At 73.2% G+C, this 22,322-nt stretch carries 1 protein-coding gene; it reads right to left on the reverse strand.

Translation table 11 applies throughout. From position 1 onward, the window contains the following. Positions 1-6: 6 nt before the first annotated feature. Positions 7-22,245, reverse strand: coding sequence for a non-ribosomal peptide synthase/polyketide synthase (locus ACIBLC_RS12170; protein ID WP_399210752.1), 22,239 nt, complete (start codon positions 22,243-22,245; stop codon positions 7-9). Positions 22,246-22,322: the final 77 nt, after the last annotated feature.

The raw sequence follows: 22,322 nt of genomic DNA on the forward strand, positions 1-22,322 counted from the left end.
GTCGGGTCAGGGCCGCGGCCGTGCCGCACGGTGCACCAGGGCCTCCAGCGCCCGGAACCAGGTCTGCGCCAGGTCCCGCACGGCCTCCTCCGTCAGCAATCCGTCGGCGAAGGCCCAGTGGGCACCCAGCTCCGGGCCGCCGGGTCGGTCCTCGGTGAGGGCGTTGACGGTGAGGGCGTGCGACATCGGCATGGCCGGATCCGCGTCGAGGTCGGCGGCGTCGCCCTCGTCGGCGTAGGACCAGTCGGCGGCCTCCGGGTGGTCGAAACGGCCCATGTAGTTGAACTCGATCTGCGGCTCGCCGTACCGGGCCAGTTCCGGTCCGGTCAGCGGGTTAAGACGGCGCAGCAGACCGTGGCCGATGCCCGCCGTGGGCAGTCCGGCCAGGTGTTCCCCGATCCGGGCCAGTGCCGTGTCCAGGGCCGGACCGCCCGCGAAGGCGTCGGCCAGGTCGATCGCGCCCGGGTCCAGCCGGACCGGGACGACGCTGGTGAACCAGCCGACAGTACGGGACAGATCGGCGTTGCCCGCCAGTTCCTCCTCCCGGCCGTGGCCCTCCAGGTCCACCAGGACGGCGTTGCCGGGCGCGGCCACGGGTTCGGAACCCGTCGTGCGGGCCCGCCAGTCGGCGACGGCCAGGGCGAACGCGGTCAGCAGCACGTCGTTGACCGTGGCGCCGTAGGCGGCGGGCACCCGGCTCAGCAGGGGGGCCGTGATGTCGGCGGGCAGGGTCAGGGAGAGATAGCGGGTGGTCTCGACCGTGTCGCGCTCGGAGTCGAGGTCCCGGGCCAGCGGCAGCCGGGCTCCGTCGGCCAGGACCGAGGTCCACAGCGGCAGTTCGTCCTCCGTGACGGGGGCGGTGGCACGGGCGGCGAGCAGCTCGGACCAGCGGCGGAAGGAGATGTCGACCGGCGCGGGTTCCGGAGTACGGCCGGCCGCGACCGCCTGCCACGCGGCGGCGAGGTCGGGCAGCAGGACGCGCCACGACACCCCGTCCATGACCAGGTGGTGGACGAGCAGCAGCAGCCGTCCCGGCCGGTCGGGGCCCGCGTCGTACCACACGGCCCGCACCATGCCCCCGCCGTCCGGGTCGAGGCGCGAGCGGGCGGCCTCCGCGTGTTCGGCGATGGCCGCGCGCAGCGCCTCGTCGTCGGCGCCGGTCACGTCGGCCCGGCGGATCCAGTCCGCCATGTCGGCGCTGCCCGGCGGCGGCACGTGCAGCGTCCACGCCTCGCCGCGCTCACCCGCGAGGCGGGGCTCGGTCCGGCCGCGTACGAGGCGGGCGCGCAGCATGTCGTGCCGGTCGGCGACGGCCCGCAGCACGGCCCGCAGCCCGGCCTCGTCCAGGGCCGCCGGTGTCCGGAGCAGGGCGGCCTGGTGGTAGCCCTCGATGGGACCGCCGCGTTCGCGCAGCGCGTGCATGATCGGGGTGAGCGGGACGCTGCCGGTGCCGTCGTCGTGCGTACGGACCGACTCGGCCGCGTCAAGGGGCACGGCGACGGCGGCGAGCGCGGCGACGTCGCGGTGCTGGAAGACCTGGCGGGGGGTGATCCGCAGGCCGGCCGCGCGGGCCCGGCTGACCATCTGCATGGCGACGATGCTGTCGCCGCCGAGGGCGAAGAAGTCGTCGTCGGTGCCGAGGGCTTCGGCGGGCAGGCCCAGCACCTCGGCGAAGACCGCGCACAGGGCGCGCTCGGTGTCGGTCTCGGGCTTGCGGCCGCTCGTGGCCGACGTGAAGTCCGGGGCGGGCAGCGACTTGCGGTCCAGTTTGCCGTTGGACAGCAGCGGCAGCCGGTCCAGGACCACCACGGCGGCGGGGACCATGTACTCCGGCAGCACGGCCGCCGTGTGGGCGCGCAGGGCTGCCGGGTCGGGCGCGGTGCCTTCGGCCCCGACGACGTAGGCGACGAGCTGCTTCACCCGCGGACGGTCCTCGCGGACGGTGACCACGACCTGGGCGACGGATGCGTGGGCGTCCAACGCCGCCTCGATCTCGGCGAGTTCGATCCGGTAGCCGCGGATCTTGACCTGGTCGTCGGAGCGTCCCGCGTACTCCAGCAGGCCGTCCTCGGTCCAGCGGGCCAGGTCGCCCGTACGGTACATCCGGCCGCCCGCCGGGCCGTGCGGGTCGGCCACGAACCGGTCGGCCGTCAGGTCCGGGCGGCCCAGGTAGCCGCGGGCCAGACCCGCGCCGGACAGGTACAGCTCACCGGTGACGCCGGGCGGCACCGGGCGCAGCGCCGCGTCGAGCACGTAGGCCCGGGTGTTGTGGACGGGGCGGCCGACCACCGGGCGGTCGCTGTCCCGCACCCGTCCGACGAGGGCGTCGACGGTGGCCTCGGTCGGTCCGTAGAGGTTGAACGCCTCCGTGGAGCGCAGCGCGCGCAGCCGGGTCCAGAGCGAGTCGGGTACGGCCTCGCCGCCGAAGCCGACCACGGCGAGCGGGCAGTCGCCGTCCTCGCCGATCAGCCCGCTGTCCGCCATCCGGTCCAGGAAGGACGGTGTGACCTCGATGAAGTCCAGTCGCTGTTCCTGGATGAGCGCGGCCAGGAGTTCGGGATCGCGGCGGGTCTCCTCGTCCGCGATGTGCAGGGCGTGTCCGTCCAGGAGCCACAACTGCGGCTGCCAGGAGGCGTCGAAGGAGAAGGACCAGGCGTGCCCGACCCGCAGGTGACGGCGGCCGGTCAGGTCCCTGGCGCGTTCGTGCAGATCGCGGCGGTGGCTGTGGAAGAGGTTGGCGACGCCGCGGTGGGTGACGACGACGCCCTTGGGGCGGCCTGTCGAACCCGAGGTGTGGATGACATAGGCGGGATGGTCGGCGGAAGGCGGTGTCGGTTCGCTCTGCGGCTCGTCGTGCGCCGCGTCCATCAGGAGTGCCGGGATGTCGGTCGCCGGCAGCGCGGCGGCCAGTTCGGTGGTGGTGAGGATCAGGACCGGGCGGGCGTCGTCGAGCATGTCGCGGGTTCGCTCGGCGGGCAGTTCCGTGTCCAGGGGCAGATAGGCGGCGCCCGCCTTCATGACGGCCAGGATCGCGGTGATGTGGTCGGCCGTACGGGGCAGGGACAGGGCCACGATCCGTTCAGGACCGGCGCCGCGCGCGGCCAGTACCCGGGCCAACTGGTCGGCGCGTTCGTTCAGTTCGGCGAAGGTCCAGGTGACGTGTGCGTCGGTGACGGCGACCGCGTCCGGTGCGGCGGCGGCCTGTGCCTCGAAGAGGGCGGGGACGGTGGTCGCCCCGGCCGGGAGGGCGTTGTCGTTCCAGGTCTCCAGGATGGTGTGCCGGTCGGCGGGGGTGAGGATGTCGACCCGCCCGGCCGGCTGTCCGGGTGCGGTGGTCATCGCCTCGAAGACGGTGAGCATCGCGGCGGCCATCCGCCGGGCCGTCGCCGGCTCGAACAGGTCGGGCCGGAACTCGGCGGTCAGGCGCAGTCGTTCGCCGGGCTCGACGGCCCAGGCGAACGGGTAGTGCGTGGAGTCCTGGTGGTCTCGGACGGTCGTACGCAGCCCGGTGGCGTCCTCGTCGTCGGCATTGTCTTCTACGGGATACGACTCGAACACGACCAGGGTGTCGAAGAGTTCGCCGAGTCCGGCGCCGCGCTGGATGTCGGACAGGCCCAGGTACTGGTGGCTGATCAGCTTGGACTGTTCGTCCTGGAGCCGGTCCAGGAGGGCGGCGAGCGGTTCCTCGTCCCGGATCCGGACCCGGACCGGCACGGTGTTGATGAACAGCCCGACCATCGATTCGACCCCCTCGATCTCCGGGGGGCGCCCGGCGACCGTGGCGCCGAACACCACGTCGTCGCGGCCGGTGAGCCGGGACAGCAGGATCCCCCAGGCGCACTGGACCAGGGTGTTCACGGTCAGGCCGCGGCTGCGGGCCAGGTCGGTGAGCGCGGCGGTCAGCCCAGCGTCGGCCTCCACGGTGTGGGTGTGCGGCACGGCCGGCGCCCGGTTCGGGTCGGCGGGCACCAGGTGCGTGGGCTCGTCGAGGCCGTCCAGCGCCTCGGCCCAGGCGGTGGCGGAGGCGGCGGTGTCCTGCCGGTGGAGCCAGCGGAGGTAGTCCCGGTAGGGGACGGCGGCGGGCAGGGCGACGCGGCCGTCGTACAACTGCGTCAACTCGGCCATCAGGCGTGGCACCGACCAGCCGTCCAGCAACAGGTGCTGGTGGGAGAGGACGAGCCGGTGCCCGCCGTCCGCGAGCCGGGCGAGGAGCAGCCGCAGCAGCGGCGGTTCGGCAGGGTCGAAGCGGCGCCTTTCCTGGAGCAGCAGCCGCTCCCAGTCCTCGTCACCGTCGACGTCCACCTGACGCCAGGGCAGCGGCACCGTCCGGGGTACGACGGCCACCGGGCGTCCCGTCGAGAGATAGCGGAACCCGGAGCGGAGGCTGTCGTGCCGGTCGAGCAGGGCCTGCCCGGCCGCACGGAGCCGTGCGGCGTCGAGCGGGCCGTCGATGTCGTACGACACCTGGACCGTGTAGACGTCGGGTCCGAGGTCGGCGGAGTCGAAGGACGCGTGGAAGAGCAGTCCGGCCTGGAGCGGCGACAGCGGCAACAGCTCTGTCTCTGCCGGGAGTTCGGCCCGTTCCTCCGCGGTCAGGTCGAGCAGCGCGGTGGCCGGGTCCTCCTGTTCACGGCGTACGGAGTCCACGGCGACGGCGGCGAGTCCGGCGGCCGACTTGTGCCGGAAGACGTCCCGGGGGGTGATCGTCAGGCCCGCCGCGCGGAGGCGGCCGACCAGTTGCATGGCCACGATGCTGTCGCCACCGAGGGTGAAGAAGTCGTCGTCGGGGCCGACCCGTTCGAGTCCGAGGACGTCCGCGATCAGCTCGCACAGCAGTTCCTCGCGCGGGGTGCGCGGCAGGGTGGCGGCGACCTCTGCGGCGAAGTCGGGCGCGGGCAGGGCCCGGCGGTCCAGCTTGCCGTTGGGGGTGAGCGGGAGGGCGTCCAGGGGCACGAAGGCGCCCGGGACCATGTGGTCGGGCAGACGCGCGGCGGCGTGCGCGCGCAGTTCAGCCGCGTCGGGGGTCCGGCCGGCGGCCGGGATCACGTAGGCGACCAGGTGTTCGTCCCGTACCAGGACGGTGGCCTGCGCGACGGTGGCGTGTCCGGCGAGCACGGTCTCGATCTCGCCGGGTTCGATCCGGAATCCGCGCAGCTTCACCTGGTCGTCGACGCGGCCCAGGTACTCCAGCTCGCCGTCCCGCGTCCAGCGCGCGAGGTCGCCGGTGCGGTACATGCGGCTGCCCGCCGGGCCGTACGGATCGGCGGTGAACCGCTCAGCCGTCAGGTCCGGGCGGCCCAGGTAGCCGTGGGCCAGTTGGGCCCCGGCGAGGTAGAGCTCTCCGGCCACGCCCGGCGGCACCGGGCGCAGCGCGGCGTCCAGGACGTAGGTCCTGGTGTTCCACACTGGGCGGCCGATCGGGACGGTGGCTCCGCCCGGCAGGACCTCGTGGGCGGTGACGTCGACGGACGCCTCGGTGGGCCCGTACAGGTTGTGCAGCCGTGTGCCGCCGAGGAGTTGGTGGAAGCGGGCGGCCAGCGGCGCGGGCAGTGCCTCGCCGCTGCACATCACCTGGCGCAGGCCGGTGCGGTCGGCCGCCGCGGGTTCGGCGAGGAACGCCCGGAGCATCGACGGCACGAAGTGCGCCGTGGTGACGCCCCGGCGCCGGATCAGGTCGGCCAGGTACGCGGGGTCCTGGTGGCCCTCGGGCCGGGCGACCACCAGGGCGGCGCCCGTGATCAGCGGCCAGAAGAACTCCCACACCGACACGTCGAAGCTCGACGGGGTCTTCTGGAGCACCCGGTCCTCGGAGGTCAGTCCGTACTCCGCCTGCATCCACAGCAGCCGGTTGACGATGCCCGTGTGCGGGACGACCACGCCCTTGGGGCGGCCGGTGGAGCCGGAGGTGTAGATCAGGTACGCCGGGTGGCGCGGGTCGTACGAGGCGGGCAGCGGGGTCCAGGGGGCGGGCGGCGGAGGTGTCGTGTCGTCGACGAGCAGGCGCGGCACGTCCGAGTCCGGCAGCGCGACCCGGCCGTCGGTCACCACACAGACCGGGCGTGCGTCGGCCAGCATGAACGCGAGCCGCTCGGCCGGGTAGTCGGTGTCCAGTGGCAGATAGGCGCCGCCCGCGCGGTGCACGGCGAGGAGGGCGACGACCAGGGCCACCGAGCGCGGCAGGGCGACGGCGACGGTGTTCCCCGGCTGTACGCCGGCCGCGACCAGCGTGTGCGCGAGCCGCTCCACGCGCAGGTCCAGTTCCGCGTAGGTGAGGACGGTGTCCTCGAAGACGAGGGCGGTCCCGGCGGGGGTGCGGGCGGCCTGGGCGCTGAACAGTTCGGGCAGCGTCAGGTCCGGCACCTCGTGGGCGGTGTCGTTCCAGTCGGTGAGGACGAGCGCGCGTTCGTCGTCGGCCAGGATGTCGAGGAGGCCGAGCGGCCGCCGCGGGGCGGCGGCGACCTGTTCGAGGAGGTGCACCAGGCGGCGGGCCAGCAGGTCGGCGGTGTCGGGGTCGAACAGGTCGGTGCTGTACTCGATCCAGCCCTGGATGCCGTTGCCGTCGCCCTGTTCGACGAAGTCGAAGCTGAGGTCGAACTTGGCGGTCTCCTGGCCGACCGGCTCGGGCCGGGCGGTGAGTCCCGGCAGGGCCGGGGTGGAGCCGGGTCCCGCGAGGTGGACGACCATCACCTGGAACAGCGGGTGCCGGGCGAGCGAGCGCGCCGGGTTGACCGCTTCCACCAGCCGCTCGAAGGGCAGGTCCTGGTGCTCGTAGGCGGCCAGGTCGGTCTCCCGGACCCGGCGCAGCAGTCCGGCGAAGTCCGGGTCGCCGGACAGATCGGTGCGCAGGACCAGCGAGTTGACGAAGAAGCCGACGAGGTCCTCTAGCCCTTCGTCGCTGCGGCCGGAGACGGGGGCGCCGAGCGGGATGTCGTCGCCCGCGCCCAGCCGGTGCAGCAGGGCGGCCACGGCGGCCTGGGCGACCATGAACATGCTGGCGCCCTCGCCGCGGGCCAGGGCGCGCAGGGCGCGCTCCAGCTCCGGCGGGACGGTGAAACCGACGGTGCCGCCGCCGTGGCCGGACTCCGCGGGGCGCGGCCGGTCGGTGGGCAGGACCAGTTCCTCGGGCAGGCCGCGCAGGGTCTCGGTCCAGTACGCGAGCAGGTCTTCGCCGGTGTCGGCGAGCAGATCGCGCTGCCAGAGGGTGTAGTCGGTGTAACTCACCGGCAGCGGAGCCCAGTCGGGGGCGTGGCCGGCCGCGCGGGCGGCGTAGGCGGTGCCCAGGTCGGCGAGCAGCGGCCGGTCGGACCACTCGTCGGTGGCGATGTGGTGCAACAGGAGCAGCAGGACGTGTTCGTCGGGTGCTGTCTCGAACAGGGTTGCCCGCAGCGGGAGTTCGCGCTCCAGGTCGAAGCTGTGGGCGGCGGCCCCGGCGAGTTGCTCGTAGGGCGCGGTGGCCATCTCCACCCGGGCCTCGGCGGGATCCAGGACGCGCTGGTACGGCAGACCGTCCTCGGCGGGGAAGAGCGTGCGCAGGGTGGCGTGCCGGGCGACGAGATCGTTGACCGCGGCTTCCAGGGCGGCGCGGTCGAGCCGGCCGGTCAGCCGCCAGGCGGCCGGGATGTTGTAGGCCGGGTTCGGGCCGTCCACCTGGTGCAGCAGCCACAGCCGCTGCTGCGCGGAGGAGAGCGGCAGCCGTTCCGGGTGCTCCCGGCCCTCGGTGAGCGCCGGGCGGCGCCCGACGGAGCGGGTTTCGCCGATGCGGGCCGCCAGGCGTGCCGCGGTGGGCGCTTCGAAGACCGCGCGCAACGGCAGTTCCACGCCCAGGACCGTGCGTATCCGGCTGACCAGGCGCATCGCCAGCAGAGAGTGGCCTCCGAGGGCGAAGAAGTCGTCGTCCATGCCGGCCTGTTCGAGTCCGAGGACGGTGGCGAACGCGTCACACAGCAGTTCCTCGCGTGGGGTACGCGGCAGGGTGGCGGTGACCTCGGCGGCGAAGTCGGGCGCGGGCAGTGCCCGGCGGTCCAGCTTGCCGTTGGGGGTGAGCGGGAGGGCGTCCAGGGCGATGAGAGCGGCCGGGACCATGTGGCCGGGCAGCGCTGCCACGACGTGCGTGCGCAGTTCCGCCGTGTCGGGGGTACGGCCCGGCGCCGGGATCACGTAGGCCACCAGACGCTCGTCCCGCACAAGGACGGTCGCGTGGGCGACGCTCTCATGGGCCGCCAGTACGGCCTCGATCTCACCGGGTTCGATCCTGAATCCGCGCAACTTGACCTGGTCGTCGACGCGGCCCAGGTACTCCAGCTCGCCGTCCCGCGTCCAGCGCGCGAGGTCGCCGGTGCGGTACATGCGACTGCCCGCCGGACCGTACGGATCGGCCGTGAACCGCTCCGCCGTCAGAGCCGCGCGGCCCAGATACCCCCGGGCCAACTGCGCCCCCGCGAGGTACAGCTCGCCTGCCACACCCGGCGGCACCGGGCGCAGAGCGGCGTCCAGGACGTACGTGCGGGTGTTCCACACCGGACGCCCGATCGGAACGGCGGCCGTCCCGGGGCCCACCTCGCGGGCGGTGACGTCCACGGACGCCTCGGTCGGGCCGTACAGGTTGTGCAACTCCGTGCCGCTCAGCACCTGATGGAACCGCACGGTCAGCGGCGCGGGCAGTGCCTCGCCGCTGCACATCACCCGCCGCAGCCCCTCGCACCCAGCCGCGTCCGGCTCGTCCAGGAACAGCTGAAGCATCGACGGCACGAAGTGGACCGTCGTGATTCCCTGCCGCTGGATCAGCCCGGCCAGATACACCGGGTCCCTGTGCCCCTCCGGCCGCGCCACCACCAGCGTCGCGCCCGTGATCAACGGCCAGAAGAACTCCCACACCGACACGTCGAAGCTCGACGGCGTCTTCTGCAACACCCGGTCGGCGGACGTCAGTCCGTACTCGCCCTGCATCCACAGCAGCCGGTTGACGATGCCCGCCTGCGGGACGATCACACCCTTGGGGCGGCCGGTCGACCCCGACGTGTAGATCACATACGCCGGGTGGCGCGGGTCGTACGACATCGGCAACGGTGACCCGGTATCCGCCTCCGCCTCCGCCTCCGCCGGGAAACCGCCCTCATCCACCAGCAGACACGGCACGTCCGAGCCGGGCACAACGGCCGCGTCCCCTGTCACCACGCACGCCGGGGACGCGTCGGCCAGCATGAAGGCCAGCCGCTCCGCCGGGTAGTCGGTATCCAGCGGCAGATAGGCGCCGCCCGCGCGGTGCACGGCCAACAGGGTCACGACCAAGGCCACCGAGCGAGGCAACGCGACGCCGACCGTGTTCTCCGGACCGACCCCCGCCCCGGCCAGCACACGCGCCAGCCGCTCCACGCGCACATCCAGCTCCGCGTACGTGAGAGCGGTGCCCTCGAAGACGACGGCGGTCGCCGACGGTGTGCGTGCAGCCTGCGCGCGGAACAGCTCCGGCAGCGTCAGGTCGGGCACCTGGTGGGCGGTGCCGTTCCACTCGTCCAGGACGAGCCCGCGTTCGTGGATGTCCAGGAGATCGGGTTCGGCAACCGGCTTGGCGGGGTCGGTGGCGAGCTGCTCCAGCAGGCGTACCAGCCGCTGGGCCAGCCGCTGCGCCGTGCCGTGGTCGACCAGGTCGGTGGCGTAGTGGAGGAGCAGCTCCAGCCGGCCCGTCTCCGTCTCGTCCACGAAGGTGAAGTGGAGGTCGAACTTGGCCATGCCGGTGTCCATGTCGAACCACTCGGTGACCATGCCGAGCACGTCGGGGTCGCCGTCCGGACGGTGGTGGTAGCCCACCATCACCTGGAAGAGCGGGTTGCGGCCCGCCACCCGCGGCGGATTGACCGCCTCGACCACCCGGTCGAACGGCAGGTCCTGGTGCTCGAAGGCGGTGAGTGCGGATTCCCGTACCCGGGCGAGCAGTTCGGTGAAGGACGGCGCGCCGGACAGATCGGTCCTGAGAACGAGGGTGTTGACGAAGAAGCCGACGAGGTCGTCCAGGGCGGTGTCCATGCGTCCGGCGACGGGGGCGCCCAGCGGGATGTCGTCGCCCGCGCCCAGCCGGTGCAACAGCGCCGCGGTGGCCGCCTGGAGCACCATGAACATGCTCGTGCCGGTCTCGCCGGACAGCGCGCGCAGCGCCGCGCCCAGTTCCGGGGGTACTTCGTGGCGTACGGTGCCGCCGCGCCCGGTGGGTTCGGCGGGGCGCGGCCTGTCCACCGGCAGGGTGAGTTCCTCGGGGAGGCCGCGCAAGGCCTCGGTCCAGTAGCCGAGTTGTGTCTCTCCGACCTGGGTGAGGAGGATCTCCTGCCAGAGCGTGTAGTCGGCGTACTGGACCGGCAGCGGCGCCCAGTCGGGCGCCTCGCCCGCCGCACGGGCCGCGTAGGCGGTGTTCAGGTCGGCGAGGAAGGGCCGGTCCGACCACTCGTCGGTGGCGATGTGATGGAGCACGACGGCCACCACGTGGTCGGCGGCGCCGATCCGGAACACCTCGGCGCGCAACGGCGGTTCGGACGCCAGGTCGAAGGGGCGGCGCTGTGCCGCCTCGACGAGTGCGGGCAGGTCGTCCTCACCGCAGTCGCTCAGGGTGAACGCCGGTTCTGCCTCGTCGGCCCCCAGAACGCGCTGGCGGGGCTCGCCCTCGTGCTCCTCGATGACCGTACGCAGCACCTCGTGCCGCCCCGCGACATCGCGCAGCGCCTGCCGCAGTGCGGCCGGGTCGAACTCCCCCCGCAGCCGGAACACCAGCGGGAAGTTGTACGCCACACCGCCGGTGTCGCCGCCCGCGATCCGCTCCACCAGCCACAGCCGCCGCTGGGCTGCCGACAGCGGAATCCGCTCGGGCCGCTCCCCCACCGCGGTGACAGCCGGCCGGGCCGGCCTGCCGACGTCCGCCCGGCCGGCCAGCAGTGCGGGCGTCGGGGCCTCGAAGAGGTCACGGATGGCGAGTTCGGCGCCCAGTTCCGTGCGGGCCCGGCTGACCAGCCGGGTGGCGAGCAGCGAGTGGCCGCCCAGGTCGAAGAAGTTGTCCTCGGCGCCGACCGAGGACAGCCCGAGCACCTCGGCGAACAGCCTGCACAGCACCTCCTCCTGCGGGGTGCGCGGGCCGCGTCCGCCGCCCAGCGCGACGGCCGGTTCGGCGTCGGGCAGGGCCCGGACGTCCAGCTTGCCGTTGTCGTTCATGGGCAGCCGGTCGAGGGTGACGAAGGCCGCCGGGACCATGTAGTCGGGCAGGTGCTGCTTCAGGTCCTCGCGCAGCCGCCGTACGAGGGCGCTCGCGTCGCGCGCGGCGGTGGGGTTGTTGGCGTACGGGGTGTCGCCGCCACCGCCGGGCAGGTACAGCCCCGCGGTCACGCGGAGTTCGTCGTCCGCGGTGAGGAACACGGCGTCGTACGTGCCCGGTTCGCGGGACCAGGTGGTCAGCACGCGGTAACCGAGCCCGGCGCCCAGGTCGTGCAGGGTTTCGGGGTCGACGGCCTCCGGGCTGAGCCGGCCGTCGGGCACGCCGGTGACCCGCAGCCGCTGGGCACCTTCGGAGCGCAGCCGGTCGGGCAGGTTCAGGCCCGCGTCCCAGGGAACGGACTGCTCGTCGCCGAGGTGTACGTCCGGCGCTCCCCGGTAGAGCACGGCGTCGTAGCGGTGCCGGGTCAGCTCGTTGTGGTGGTGGCCGCGCTTCGTACGGAGGTCCACGCCGTAACCCAGGCCGGTGAAGTAGTCCGGGTCGAGGAGGAGTTCCTTCTCCAGGCGCAGCCCGCGTTCGACGGCCTGGCCGAGGTCGGTTCCGGCGGTGCCGCGGGCCTGTTGGATCTCGGTGTGGAAGGTCCGGGCGAGCCGCAGGTTGCGTACGTCACCGACGAAGAGGGCGCCGCCGGGCGCCAGCAGGTCCATCGCGCCGTGGATGACGGAGGTCAGGTACTCGGCGCTCGGGAAGTACTGGATGACGGAGTTGACGACAATCGTGTCGAAGTAGCCGTCGGGCAGGCCGCTGAGGTCGTCGGCCGGGCGGCAGCGCAGCTCCACCTTGGCAGCGAGGGCGGGGTCGCGGCGCAGCTCCTCGCCGATCTTGCGGATGACGGGGGCGGCGAAGTCGGTCGCCCAGTAGGCCTCCGCGTCGGGGGCGAGGCGGGAGAGCAGCAGGCCGGAGCCGACGCCGATCTCCAGGACGCGGCGCGGCCGGAGTTCACGGATCCGGGCGACGGTGGCCTCGCGCCACTCGTGCATGTGGTCGAAGGGGATGGGCTGTCCGTCGTAGGAGCTGTCCCAGCCGGCGTACTCCTCGGTGAAGACGGCGGTGCTGATCTCCTCGTACTCGTCGGAGTAGATCTCCTGCCATTCGCCGACCTGGGCGCGCTCCGCCGACTCCCTCTCCTCGTCGGTGAGTTGTGCCGGAACGACGTATCCGACCAGCCGTTCCTCGCGCACGATCACGGCGGCCTGGGAGACGGCGGGAAGGCGGCTGAGCGCGGTCTCGATCTCGCCCAGCTCGACCCGGTAGCCACGGATCTTCACCTGGTCGTCGGTGCGGCCGAGGAAGTCCAGGTTGCCGTCCTCGCGGCGGCGGACCAGGTCTCCGGTGCGGTACATGCGCTCGCCGGGGTCGCCGAAGGGGTCGGCGACGAACCGTTCGGCCGTCAGCGCGGGCCGGTCGAGGTAGCCGCGGGCGAGTCCGATGCCGGCGATGTAGAGCTCGCCGGGCACGCCCTGCGGGACGGGGCGTAGCCAGGCGTCCAGGATGTGGGCGCGGGTGCCCCGGATCGGGCGGCCGACGGTCGGGGTGGCGCTGTCGTGGGTGCCGCCGCCGAGGGTGTTGATGGTGTACTCGGTCGGGCCGTACAGGTTGTAGCCGTAGGTGCCCTCGGTGTCGCGCAGCCGGGACCACACGGTCTCCGAGACGGCCTCGCCGCCCAGCAGGACCAGCGGCGGGACGTGTCCCTCCAGCAGCCCTTCCTCGATCAGGAGGCGGGCATAGGTCGGGGTGACGTTGACGACGTCGATGCGGCGCCGCTCGCAGTACGCCACCAGTGCCTGGGCGTCACGTCGCAACTCCTCGTCGCACACGTGCACTTCATGGCCCTCGACCAGCCAGAGCAGTTCCTCCCAGGACATGTCGAAGGCGAAGGAGACGGTGTGCGCGATCCGCAGCCGGCGCCCGCCGGCCGCGGCGATGGCCGGTTCGAAGATCTCCTTCTGGTGGTTGAGCTGCATGTTCGTCAGACCCCGGTAGGGCGTGACGACACCCTTGGGGCGGCCGGTGGAGCCGGAGGTGTAGATGACGTACGCGGGATGCTCCAGGCTGAAGCGCACATCGACAGGATCGGCCTGCAGGGCGGCCAACTCCCCCGCCACCGCCGGGTCGTCCAGCAGGACGCGTGTCAGGTCGCCGTCCAGGGTCGCGGAGACGGCCCCGTTGGTCAGCAGGAGCAGCGGGCGGGCGTCGGCCAGCATGAGCGAGAGCCGGTCGGCCGGGTAGTCCAGTTCGAGCGGCAGATAGGCGGCGCCGGTGCGCAGCACCGCGAAGAGGGCGACGACCATGTCGATGGAACGCGGCAGCCCGAGGGCGACGACCCGCTCGGGGCCCGCGCCCCTGGCGAGCAGCAGCCGGGCCATGCGGTTGACGTCGGCGTCGAGTTCGGCGTACGTGAGGGTGCGGTCGCCGAAGACCAGGGCGACGGCTTCCGGGGTGCGGACGGCCTGGGCGGCGAGCAGGTCGGCGACGGTCTCCTCGGGGTCGGGCACCCGGCTCTCGGCCCATTCCTGTTCGAGCGCGGCGCGCTCGGCGGGCAGCAGCGGGTCGAGACCGCCGACGGGGGCGCTCAGGTCATCGGCCAGCCGCTCGAGGAGCAGCGTGAAGCGGTCGAGCAGGGCGGCGGCCCGCTCGGGGCCGACGAGGTCGGGTCGGTGGGAGAGGGTGACCCGGATGCGCGGCCCGGGGGTCACGACGAGGTTCACGGGGTAGTGGGTCGCGTCGACGTTGTCGACGGCGGTCGCGCCGTGCCGCTCGCGCAGCCGTTCCAGCCGCTTTCCGGTGTCGTTGTCTCGCAGCACGAACAGGGTGTCGAAGAGCCGCCGGTGTCCGGTCTCGGCCTGGAGGACGCCGAGGCCCAGATACTCGTACGGCATCAGTTCCAGACGCTCGCCCTGAATGCGCCGCAGCAGGTCCAGGACGGGTTCGGCCGGGTCGTACGCGATGCGGGCGGGCACGGTGTTGAGGAACATGCCGATGACGTGTCCGACGTCCGGCACCTCGCTGGGCCTTCCGGCGACGGTGGTGCCGAACACGATGTCGTCGCGGCCGGTCGCGGACGCCAGGGTCAGGCCCCAGGCGGCGTTGAGCTGGGTGTTGAGTGTCAGGCCGTGGGTACGGCCGCTCTCCACCAGCCGGTCGCCGAGCGCGGCCGGGAGCAGCACGTCCAACTGCGCCGGGATGACCGGTTCCAGGCCCCGGTCGGCGGCAGCGGGGGCGAGCAGCGTGGGCTCGTCGAGACCGCCGAGGGCGGCCCGCCAGGCAGCCGTGGCGGCGCTGTCGTCCTGGGCGTCCAGCCAGGTCAGGTAGTCGCGGTAGGAGCCGGGGCGGGCCAGCGAGGTGGCGTCACCGCCGGACTCGTACAGCGCGAAGAGCTGGTCGAGGAAGAGCCAGGCCGACCAGCCGTCCCAGAGGATCAGATGGCGCCCGATCACCAGCCGGTCGCCGCGCTCCGCGCCGAGGCAGACGAGCAGCAGCCGGAACAGCGGGGGCGCGGCCAGGTCGAACCGGCGGGTGCGCTCGGCGTCCGTCAACTCCCGCAGCCGTACGTCCTGTTCGGCCTGCGGCAAGGCGGACAGGTCCGCGACTTCGAGCGGGATCTCCGGATCGTCGATGATGAACTGCACGGGCTGGCGCAACCCGTCGCTGGTGAACCCGGCCCGCAGGCTCGGGTTGCGGACCAGCAGGGCGCGGGCGGCGGCGCGCAGCCGGTCGGCGTCCATCCGCTCGGCGAAGTCGAAGGTCTCGTGGACGGTGTAGACGTCCAGGGCGCCGTCGTCGTAGGTGGAGTGGAAGAACAGGCCTTCCTGGAGCGGGGCCAGCGGCCAGATCTCCGCGACCTCGCCCGGGGCGAGCCGGTGGACGTGCGCGGTCTCCTCGTCGGTGAGGGCCGGCGAAGACCGGTCGGCGGCCGGCGTGGCCGGGGCGGTGGCGTCCAAAACGGCGACGGCGAGCGCGGCCGGTGTCCGGTGCTCGAACACGTCGCGCGGGCTCACGGCCAGGCCGGCCGCGCGGGCCCGGCCCGCGACGCCGATCGAGCGGATGCTGTCGCCGCCGAGCAGGAAGAAGTCGTCGTCCGGTCCCGCTTCCGCCAGTTCGAGGACGGCCGCGAAGATCTCCGTCAGCAGGCGTTCCCGCTCACCGCTCGGGGTCCGCCTGGTCGCGGCCCGCTCCGCCTCGGGGGCGGGCAGTGCCGCGCGGTCCAGCTTGCCGCTGGGCGTGAGCGGCAGCGCGTCGAGGACGACGTACGCGTCCGGCACCAGGGAGGCGGGCAGGGTGTCCGCCATCGTGGCGCGGAGGGCGGCCGTGTCGATGCCGGTGGCGTCGGCCGGGCCGGGTGCGTCGACCGGGCCGGTGGAGAGGGCCGCTCCCGGCGGGACGACGTACGCGACGAGCCGCTGCTCGCGGACGGTCACCGCGGCCTGGGAGACGGCGGGTTGGCGGACCAGCGCCGCCTCGATCTCGCCGGGCTCGATGCGGTTGCCGCGCAGTTTGACCTGGCGGTCGGTGCGGCCCAGGTATTCGACCGTGCCGTCCTCGCGGCGCCGTACCAGGTCGCCGGTGCGGTACATGCGCTCGCCGGGGTCGCCGAACGGGTCGGCGACGAACCGTTCGGCGGTCGGGCCCGGCCTGCCGTGATAGCCGCGGGCCAGCTGGACCCCGGTGAGGTACAACTCGCCCGGCACCCCCACCGGTACGGGTCGCAGGCATCCGTCGAGGATCCGCAGCCCGGTGTTCCAGACCGGGCGGCCGATGGGCACGCCGGTGCCGGGCTCGCCGTCGTACAGGTGGTGGGATACGTCCACCGCGGCCTCGGTCGGGCCGTACAGGTTGTGCAGCGGTACGCCGGTCAGCGCCCGCCAGCGTCCGGCCGCCTCCCCCGCCAGCGCCTCGCCGCTGCTGAACACGCGGCGCAGGCTGTCCGCCCACGTGGGGTCGCCCGTCACCTCGTCCGCGACCAGGAAGGCCTCCAGCATCGACGGCACGAAGTGCATGGTGGTGACGCGCTGTTCGCGGACGAGCCCCGCGAGATGGGCGGGATCTCGGTGGCCGTCCGGTTCGGCGAGGACGACGGCGGCGCCCTCGCACAGCGCCCAGAAGAACTCCCAGACACTCACGTCGAAGCTGGACGGCGTCTTCTGGAGAACCCGGTCGTCCGGCGTGAGCCCGTACTCGCCCTGCATCCACGCGAGGCGGTTGATGATGGCCCGGTGGGTGACGACCACGCCCTTGGGGCGGCCTGTGGAGCCGGAGGTGTAGATCAGGTAGGCCGGATCGTCCGGACCCGCGGCGGCCCGTACGACGTCCTGGCCGCTCGGCGGGGAGACGTCCTGCCCCTCTGTCGGGGAGACGTTCTGGTCGTCCACGGTGAGCAGCGTCAGTCCGTCGGGCCGGGGAACGCGGGCGGCGGCCTCGGTCGTGGTGACCACGGTGTCCGCGCCCGAGTCGGCCAGCATGTAGGCCACGCGCTCGGCCGGGTAGTCGAGGTCGAGCGGGAGGTAGGCGGCGCCCGACTTGAGCACGCCGAGCAGGGCGACCATCAGTTCCGCCGAGCGGGGTACGGCGACGGCGACGAAGCTCTCCGGACCGGCTCCCTGCGCGCGCAGGCGGCGGGCCAGGGCTTCGGCGCGGGCGTCCAGCTCGGCGTAGGTCAGTGCCTCGCCACGGAAGACGACGGCGGTGGCCGCCGGAGTGCGGGCGGCCTGCGCCTCGAAGGCGGCGGCCAGGGTGGTCGCCGGGACGTCTCGGTTCTCTCCGGTGAGGTGGGCGGCGGCCCGCTCCTGGGGGGAAAGCAGGTCGAGGGAGGCTACCGTGCGGCCGGGATCGTCGGCGAGGGCGTGCAGGACGAGGGTCAGCCGGTCGGCGAGGGCCCGCACGGCGTCGGTCCCCAGGCGCTGGGCGTGGTGCTTGAGCCGCAGGTCGAGACGGCGGCCCGGCTTGACGATCAGGGCGAGCGGATAGTGGACGGCGTCGTGGAAGGTGTGTCCGGCGATCCGGATCGTGCCCGTGGGGTCGGTGAGCCCCGGTTCGGCCGGGTAGTTCTCGAAGACGAGGAGGGTGTCGAACAGTTCACCGCTGCCCGCGAGTCCCGCGATCCGCTGGAGTTCGGCGAGGCCGAGGTGCTGGTGGTCGAGCAGGGCGCTCTGCTCGTCCTGGAGGCGGCCGAGCAACTGGACCAGGGTGTCGGTGGGTTGCCAGCGCAGCCGCGTCGGCAGGGTGTTGATGAAGAGGCCGACCATCGACTCGATACCGTCCACGGCGGCATCGCGCCCGGAGACGGTGGTGCCGAACACGAAGTCCTGACGGTCCGTCAACCGGCCGAGGAGCAGGCCCCAGGCGCCCTGTACGACCGTGCCGAGGGTCACTCCGTGTTCCCGCGCGCGGGCCGCCAGCCTGGCGGTGACGCGTTCGGACAGTTCGACCCGGATCTGGGCGGGCTCGATCGGCGAACCGTCGGCGGACGCCTCGACGAAACGGGTGGGCTCGTCGAGGCCGGCGAGCGCGGTACGCCACGCCTCGCGGGCCGCGTCGCGGTCGGTGGAGGCGAGCCGGCGCAGATAGGCGCGGTAGGGGGCGACCGGCGGCAGGGTGGTGGCCCCGTCGCCGTACAGGCCCATCAGTTCGCGGTGCAGGACCGGCAACGACCAGCCGTCGGCCACGATGTGATGGAACGTCAGCACCAGCCGGCTGTGGTCGTCGCCGAACCGCACCAGCGCGCAGCGCAGCAGCGGCGGCCGGGCCAGGTCGAAGCGGCGGGCGCGTTCGTCGGCCGCGAGGGCGTCGGCGAGCGGGTGCCGGACGGCGGCGTCCTGCGCGGAGAGGTCCACCTCGCGCCAGGGCAGCTCCAGCCGCCCGGTGACGAGCTGTGCCGGCCGGCCGTCGGCGAGTTGCCGGAAACAGGCGCGCAGCGGGGCGTGCCGGTCCAGCAGCCCCTGGGCGGCGCGGCGCAGGGCGTCGGCGTCGACCGGGCCGGTGAGTTCGACGACCTGCTGGACGACGTAGGCGTCGTGGTCGGAGCCGTCCACCAGCGCGTGGAAGAAGAAGCCCTCCTGGAGCGGGCCGAGTGGCAGCACGTCCTCGACGGTGACCGGGTACTCGCCCTGGAGCGCGGCGAGTTCGTCGGCGGTGAGCCGCAGGAGCGGGGACTCCTCGGCTTCCTCTCCCGGTGCCGTGTCCAGCGTCACGACCTGTGCGAGCTGGGCGACGGAACGGTGCCTGAAGACGTCACGGGGGGTGAGGCGCAGGCCGGCGCGGCGGGCCAGGACCAGGAGTTGGATGGCGATGATGCTGTCGCCGCCCAGGGCGAAGAAGTCGTCGTCGACGGTGACCGACCGCAGGCCGAGCGCCTGTGCGTACAGCCCGCCGAGCAGTTCCTCACGGGCGTCGCGCGGGGCGCGGCCGGAGCTGAGTGCGGCGTAGTCGGGCACGGGCAGCGCGGCGCCGTCCAGCTTGCCGCTGGGGGTGACGGGCAGCCGGTCCAGGGGGACGAGCGCGCTCGGCACCATGTACTCGGGCAGCCACTCGGCGGCGTACACCCGCAGCGTCCGCATGAGCGCCGTCGCGTCGCGGAACGGCGCGGGCCGGTTGGCGGGCGGGTGGGCGCTGGTGGGTCCGGGGCGGTAGAGCTCGCCGAAAGGGGTGTCGCCGAGGGCGAACACCGCGTCGAGGCTGCCGTCCGTCGCGATGCCGTTCCAGGTCACGGCGGCCCGGTAGCCGTGCCGTGCCGCCAGTTCGTGCAGAATCTCGGGGTCGGTCGCGTCCGCGGGGGGACGGCTGCTGCCGTCCAGGGCGCCGAGCGCGGCGAGATCCTCCGCGAGCCGGGCGTTGGGCAGACCGGTGACGCGGAGCAGGGCGGGCCGGTCGTCGGAGCCGAGCCTGGCGTCGAGCGCGGTGAGGGTGACGGAACCGGACCAGGCCAGCTCCTCGGCGGCCGGCGGCACGGGAGTGGGCAGCAGGCGGGCAGGCGGCACGGGGGCGTCGCCGGTGAGGGCCACCCGACCCGCGCCGGGGCCCGGCTGCCCATCCGGCTCGGGAATGTCCTGCCCCGTCGCCGCGTCCGAAAGGGCAGAGCCCTCCTTCGTCATCCCCGCATCCGCCGCATCCCCCGTCACCGAACGGGCCGCCCCGACGGCCGGGAGAATCGTTCCGCCACCCGCGCGGGGGTCGCGGAGGGACGAGACGTTCCGGGAACCGTCACCGGTCGGCCGCAGCACGACGTCGTACCGGTATCGCGTCAACTCGTTGTGATACGCGCCGCGCTTGACCCGTATGTCGGCGGTGAAGCCCTCCAGGGTGGCGAAGTAGTCCGGATCCAGGAGGAGTTCGCCCTCCCAGGACACCGAACGGGCCACGGCGGCGCAGAGCGCTTCCTTGTCGTCCGTGTCCGTGCGGCCGCTCTCCACGGCGGCCCGCAGGGTGCGCAGCAGCCGGAGGTTTCGCACGTCGCCGAGGAACACCGAGCCGCCCGGGGCGAGCAGTTCCCCGGCGCGGCGCAGCACATCCGTCAGATAGTCGGCGCTCGGGAAGTACTGGGCCACGGAGTTGATGACCACGGTGTCGAAGTGGCCCATGGGCAGACCGGTGGTGTCGTGTGCGGGGCGGGCCAGCAGTTCGACCCGGTCGGCGAGGCCGGGGACGGTCCCGACCTGGGTGTCGAGGGCGCGGATCGCCTCTTCGGAGACGTCGGTGCCCCAGTAGGCCTCGCAGGCCGGGGCGATGCGGGACAGCAGCAGGCCGCTGCCTACGCCGATCTCCAGGACGCGGCGCGGCCGGAGCGCGGTGATGCCGCTCACGGTGGCGTCGCGCCACTCGCGCATCTCGGCGAGCGGGATGGGCAGCCCGTCGTACATGCTGTTCCAGCCCGCGAAGTTCTCCTGGAACCCCTCGGATCCGGCGGCGGCGTACAGGAGTTCGTGCAGATCCTTCCATTCGGCGACCTCCGACCCGCCGTCCAGCGAGGGCACGATGTACGCGGCGAGCCGCCGGTCGCCGGGCCGGTCCTCGCGGACGATGACGGCGGCCTGGTCCACAGCGGGGTGGGAGCGCAGGACGGACTCGATCTCGCCCGGCTCGATCCGGAAGCCGCGGATCTTGACCTGGCTGTCGGCCCGCCCCAGGAACTCCAGCCGCCCGTCGGCCTTCCAGCGCACCAGGTCGCCGGTGCGGTACAGACGTTCGCCGGGCCCCCCGAAGGGGTCCGCCACGAAACGCTCGGCGGTCAGTCCCGGCCGCCCGAGGTAACCGCGGGCGAGTCCGGCGCCGGCCAGGTACAGCTCGCCGGGGACCCCGGCGGGGACCGGCCGCAGCCTGCTGTCCAGCACGTACGCCCGGGTGCCGGGGTCGGGCACACCGATGGGCACGATGGTGCCGGCCGGGGTGTCGGGGTCGCACAGGCCGAGGGTGGAGTTGGTGGTCGCCTCGGTCGGCCCGTAGGCGTTGAACATCATGCGGCCGCGCGCGTAGCGGCCGACCAGTTCGGGGGAAACGCGCTCGGTGCCCGCCAACAGGGTTGCCCCGGCGGGAAGTCGGACGTCGTCGGGCATGGCCGCGAGCAGTGCGGGCGGCAGGATCATGAACGTGATGCCGTTGGCGTTCGCGTAGTCGGCGAGTGGCGCGCCGGGCACCCTGCGCTCGGCCGGCACCACCACGAGCCGGCCTCCGGAGAGCAGGCCGAGGCACAGGTCCCAGAAGGCCACGTCGAAGCTGGGCGAGGAGAACTGGAGGACCCGGCTGTGCGGTCCGATCCCGAAGCGCTCGCTCTGGGTGGCGACGAGCTTGGCCACCCCCGCGTGGGACAGCACGACACCCTTGGGGCGGCCGGTGGAGCCGGAGGTGTAGATCACGTACGCGGCGTTCGCGACGGACAGCGACCCCCGCGACTCGGGATCGTGGACCGGCTGGGCGGCCAACTCGGCCGCGGTGGCCGGGGTGTCGAGGAGCAGCCGCTCCGTCCCGGTGTCCGAGGGCAGGTCGGCGGCGACGTCGGTGGTCGTGACCAGGCAGACCGGGGTGGCGTCGGCGAGCATGTACGCGATGCGGTCGGCCGGATAGTCGGTGTCGACGGGCAGATAGGCGGCGCCGGACTTGAGCACCGCGACCTCGGCGACGATCAGTTCGGCCGAGCGGGGCACCGCGAGGGCGACCACCTTCTCCGGTCCCGCGCCCCGGGCCACCAGGATGTGGGCGAGGCGGTTGGCACGTTCGTCGAGTTCGGCGTAGGTGAGCCGGGTGTCCTCGAAGACCAGGGCCACCGCGTCCGGGCGGGCCCGCACCTGGGCGGCGAACATGTCCGGCCAGGTCGCGGCGGGCACGTCGTGCTCGGTGTCGTTCCACTCGACGAGAATCCGGTGCCGCTCCTCGTCGCCGAGCAGGGCCAGTTCACCGACCGGCGTGTCCGGGTGGGCCAGGGCGTCCGTCAGCAGGTTCACATAGTGACCGAGCATCCGGTCGACGGTCGCCGCCTCGAAGAGATCGGTCCGGTAGGTCGCGCGCACCTCTCCCGCACCGGCGTGCAGGACGAGGTCGAGAGGACCGCCGTCCCAGGGGTACGGGTCGCTGGTGCCGCCGAAACCGGTGTTGCAGAACCAGCCGCCGGCGCGGGTGGGTTCGGGGTCCAGCTCGGCCACCAGCGCGGCGACCGGTACCCGGTGGGCGGCGGCCTCCGCGCAGGCGGCGGCGGTGCGGGCGGTGAGCTCGGCGAAGGTGGTCCAGGTGTCCACCGCGATCCGCACGGACAGTCCGGAGCAGGCCACCGCGACATCGCCCTCTCGGCCGTCGTAGCGGTGCAACAGGGCGGCGTACGCGGCGAGCAGCGTGGTGTCGGGTGCCAGGGCGGCGAAGGTGCGGGCGCGGGTCAGGGTCTGCCCGCCCGGGTGCTGCGGGTAGGCGAAGTCGACGGGCAGAGCGGTTTCCGGAGGGAACGGAATCAACCGCTCGCGCCAGAACTCCGCTGCCGTGACCGGCAGTCCTTCGTAACCCGAGTTACCAGCCACAGGTGCCCGCGCCTCCTCAAGCATGCCGAAAACATGCGGAACCGACTCGACCGAGCCGCAACCGGTCGCCATATTAA

It is taken from the genome of Streptomyces sp. NPDC050535 (assembly GCF_044457665.1).
Taxonomy (GTDB): Bacteria; Actinomycetota; Actinomycetes; order Streptomycetales; family Streptomycetaceae; genus Streptomyces.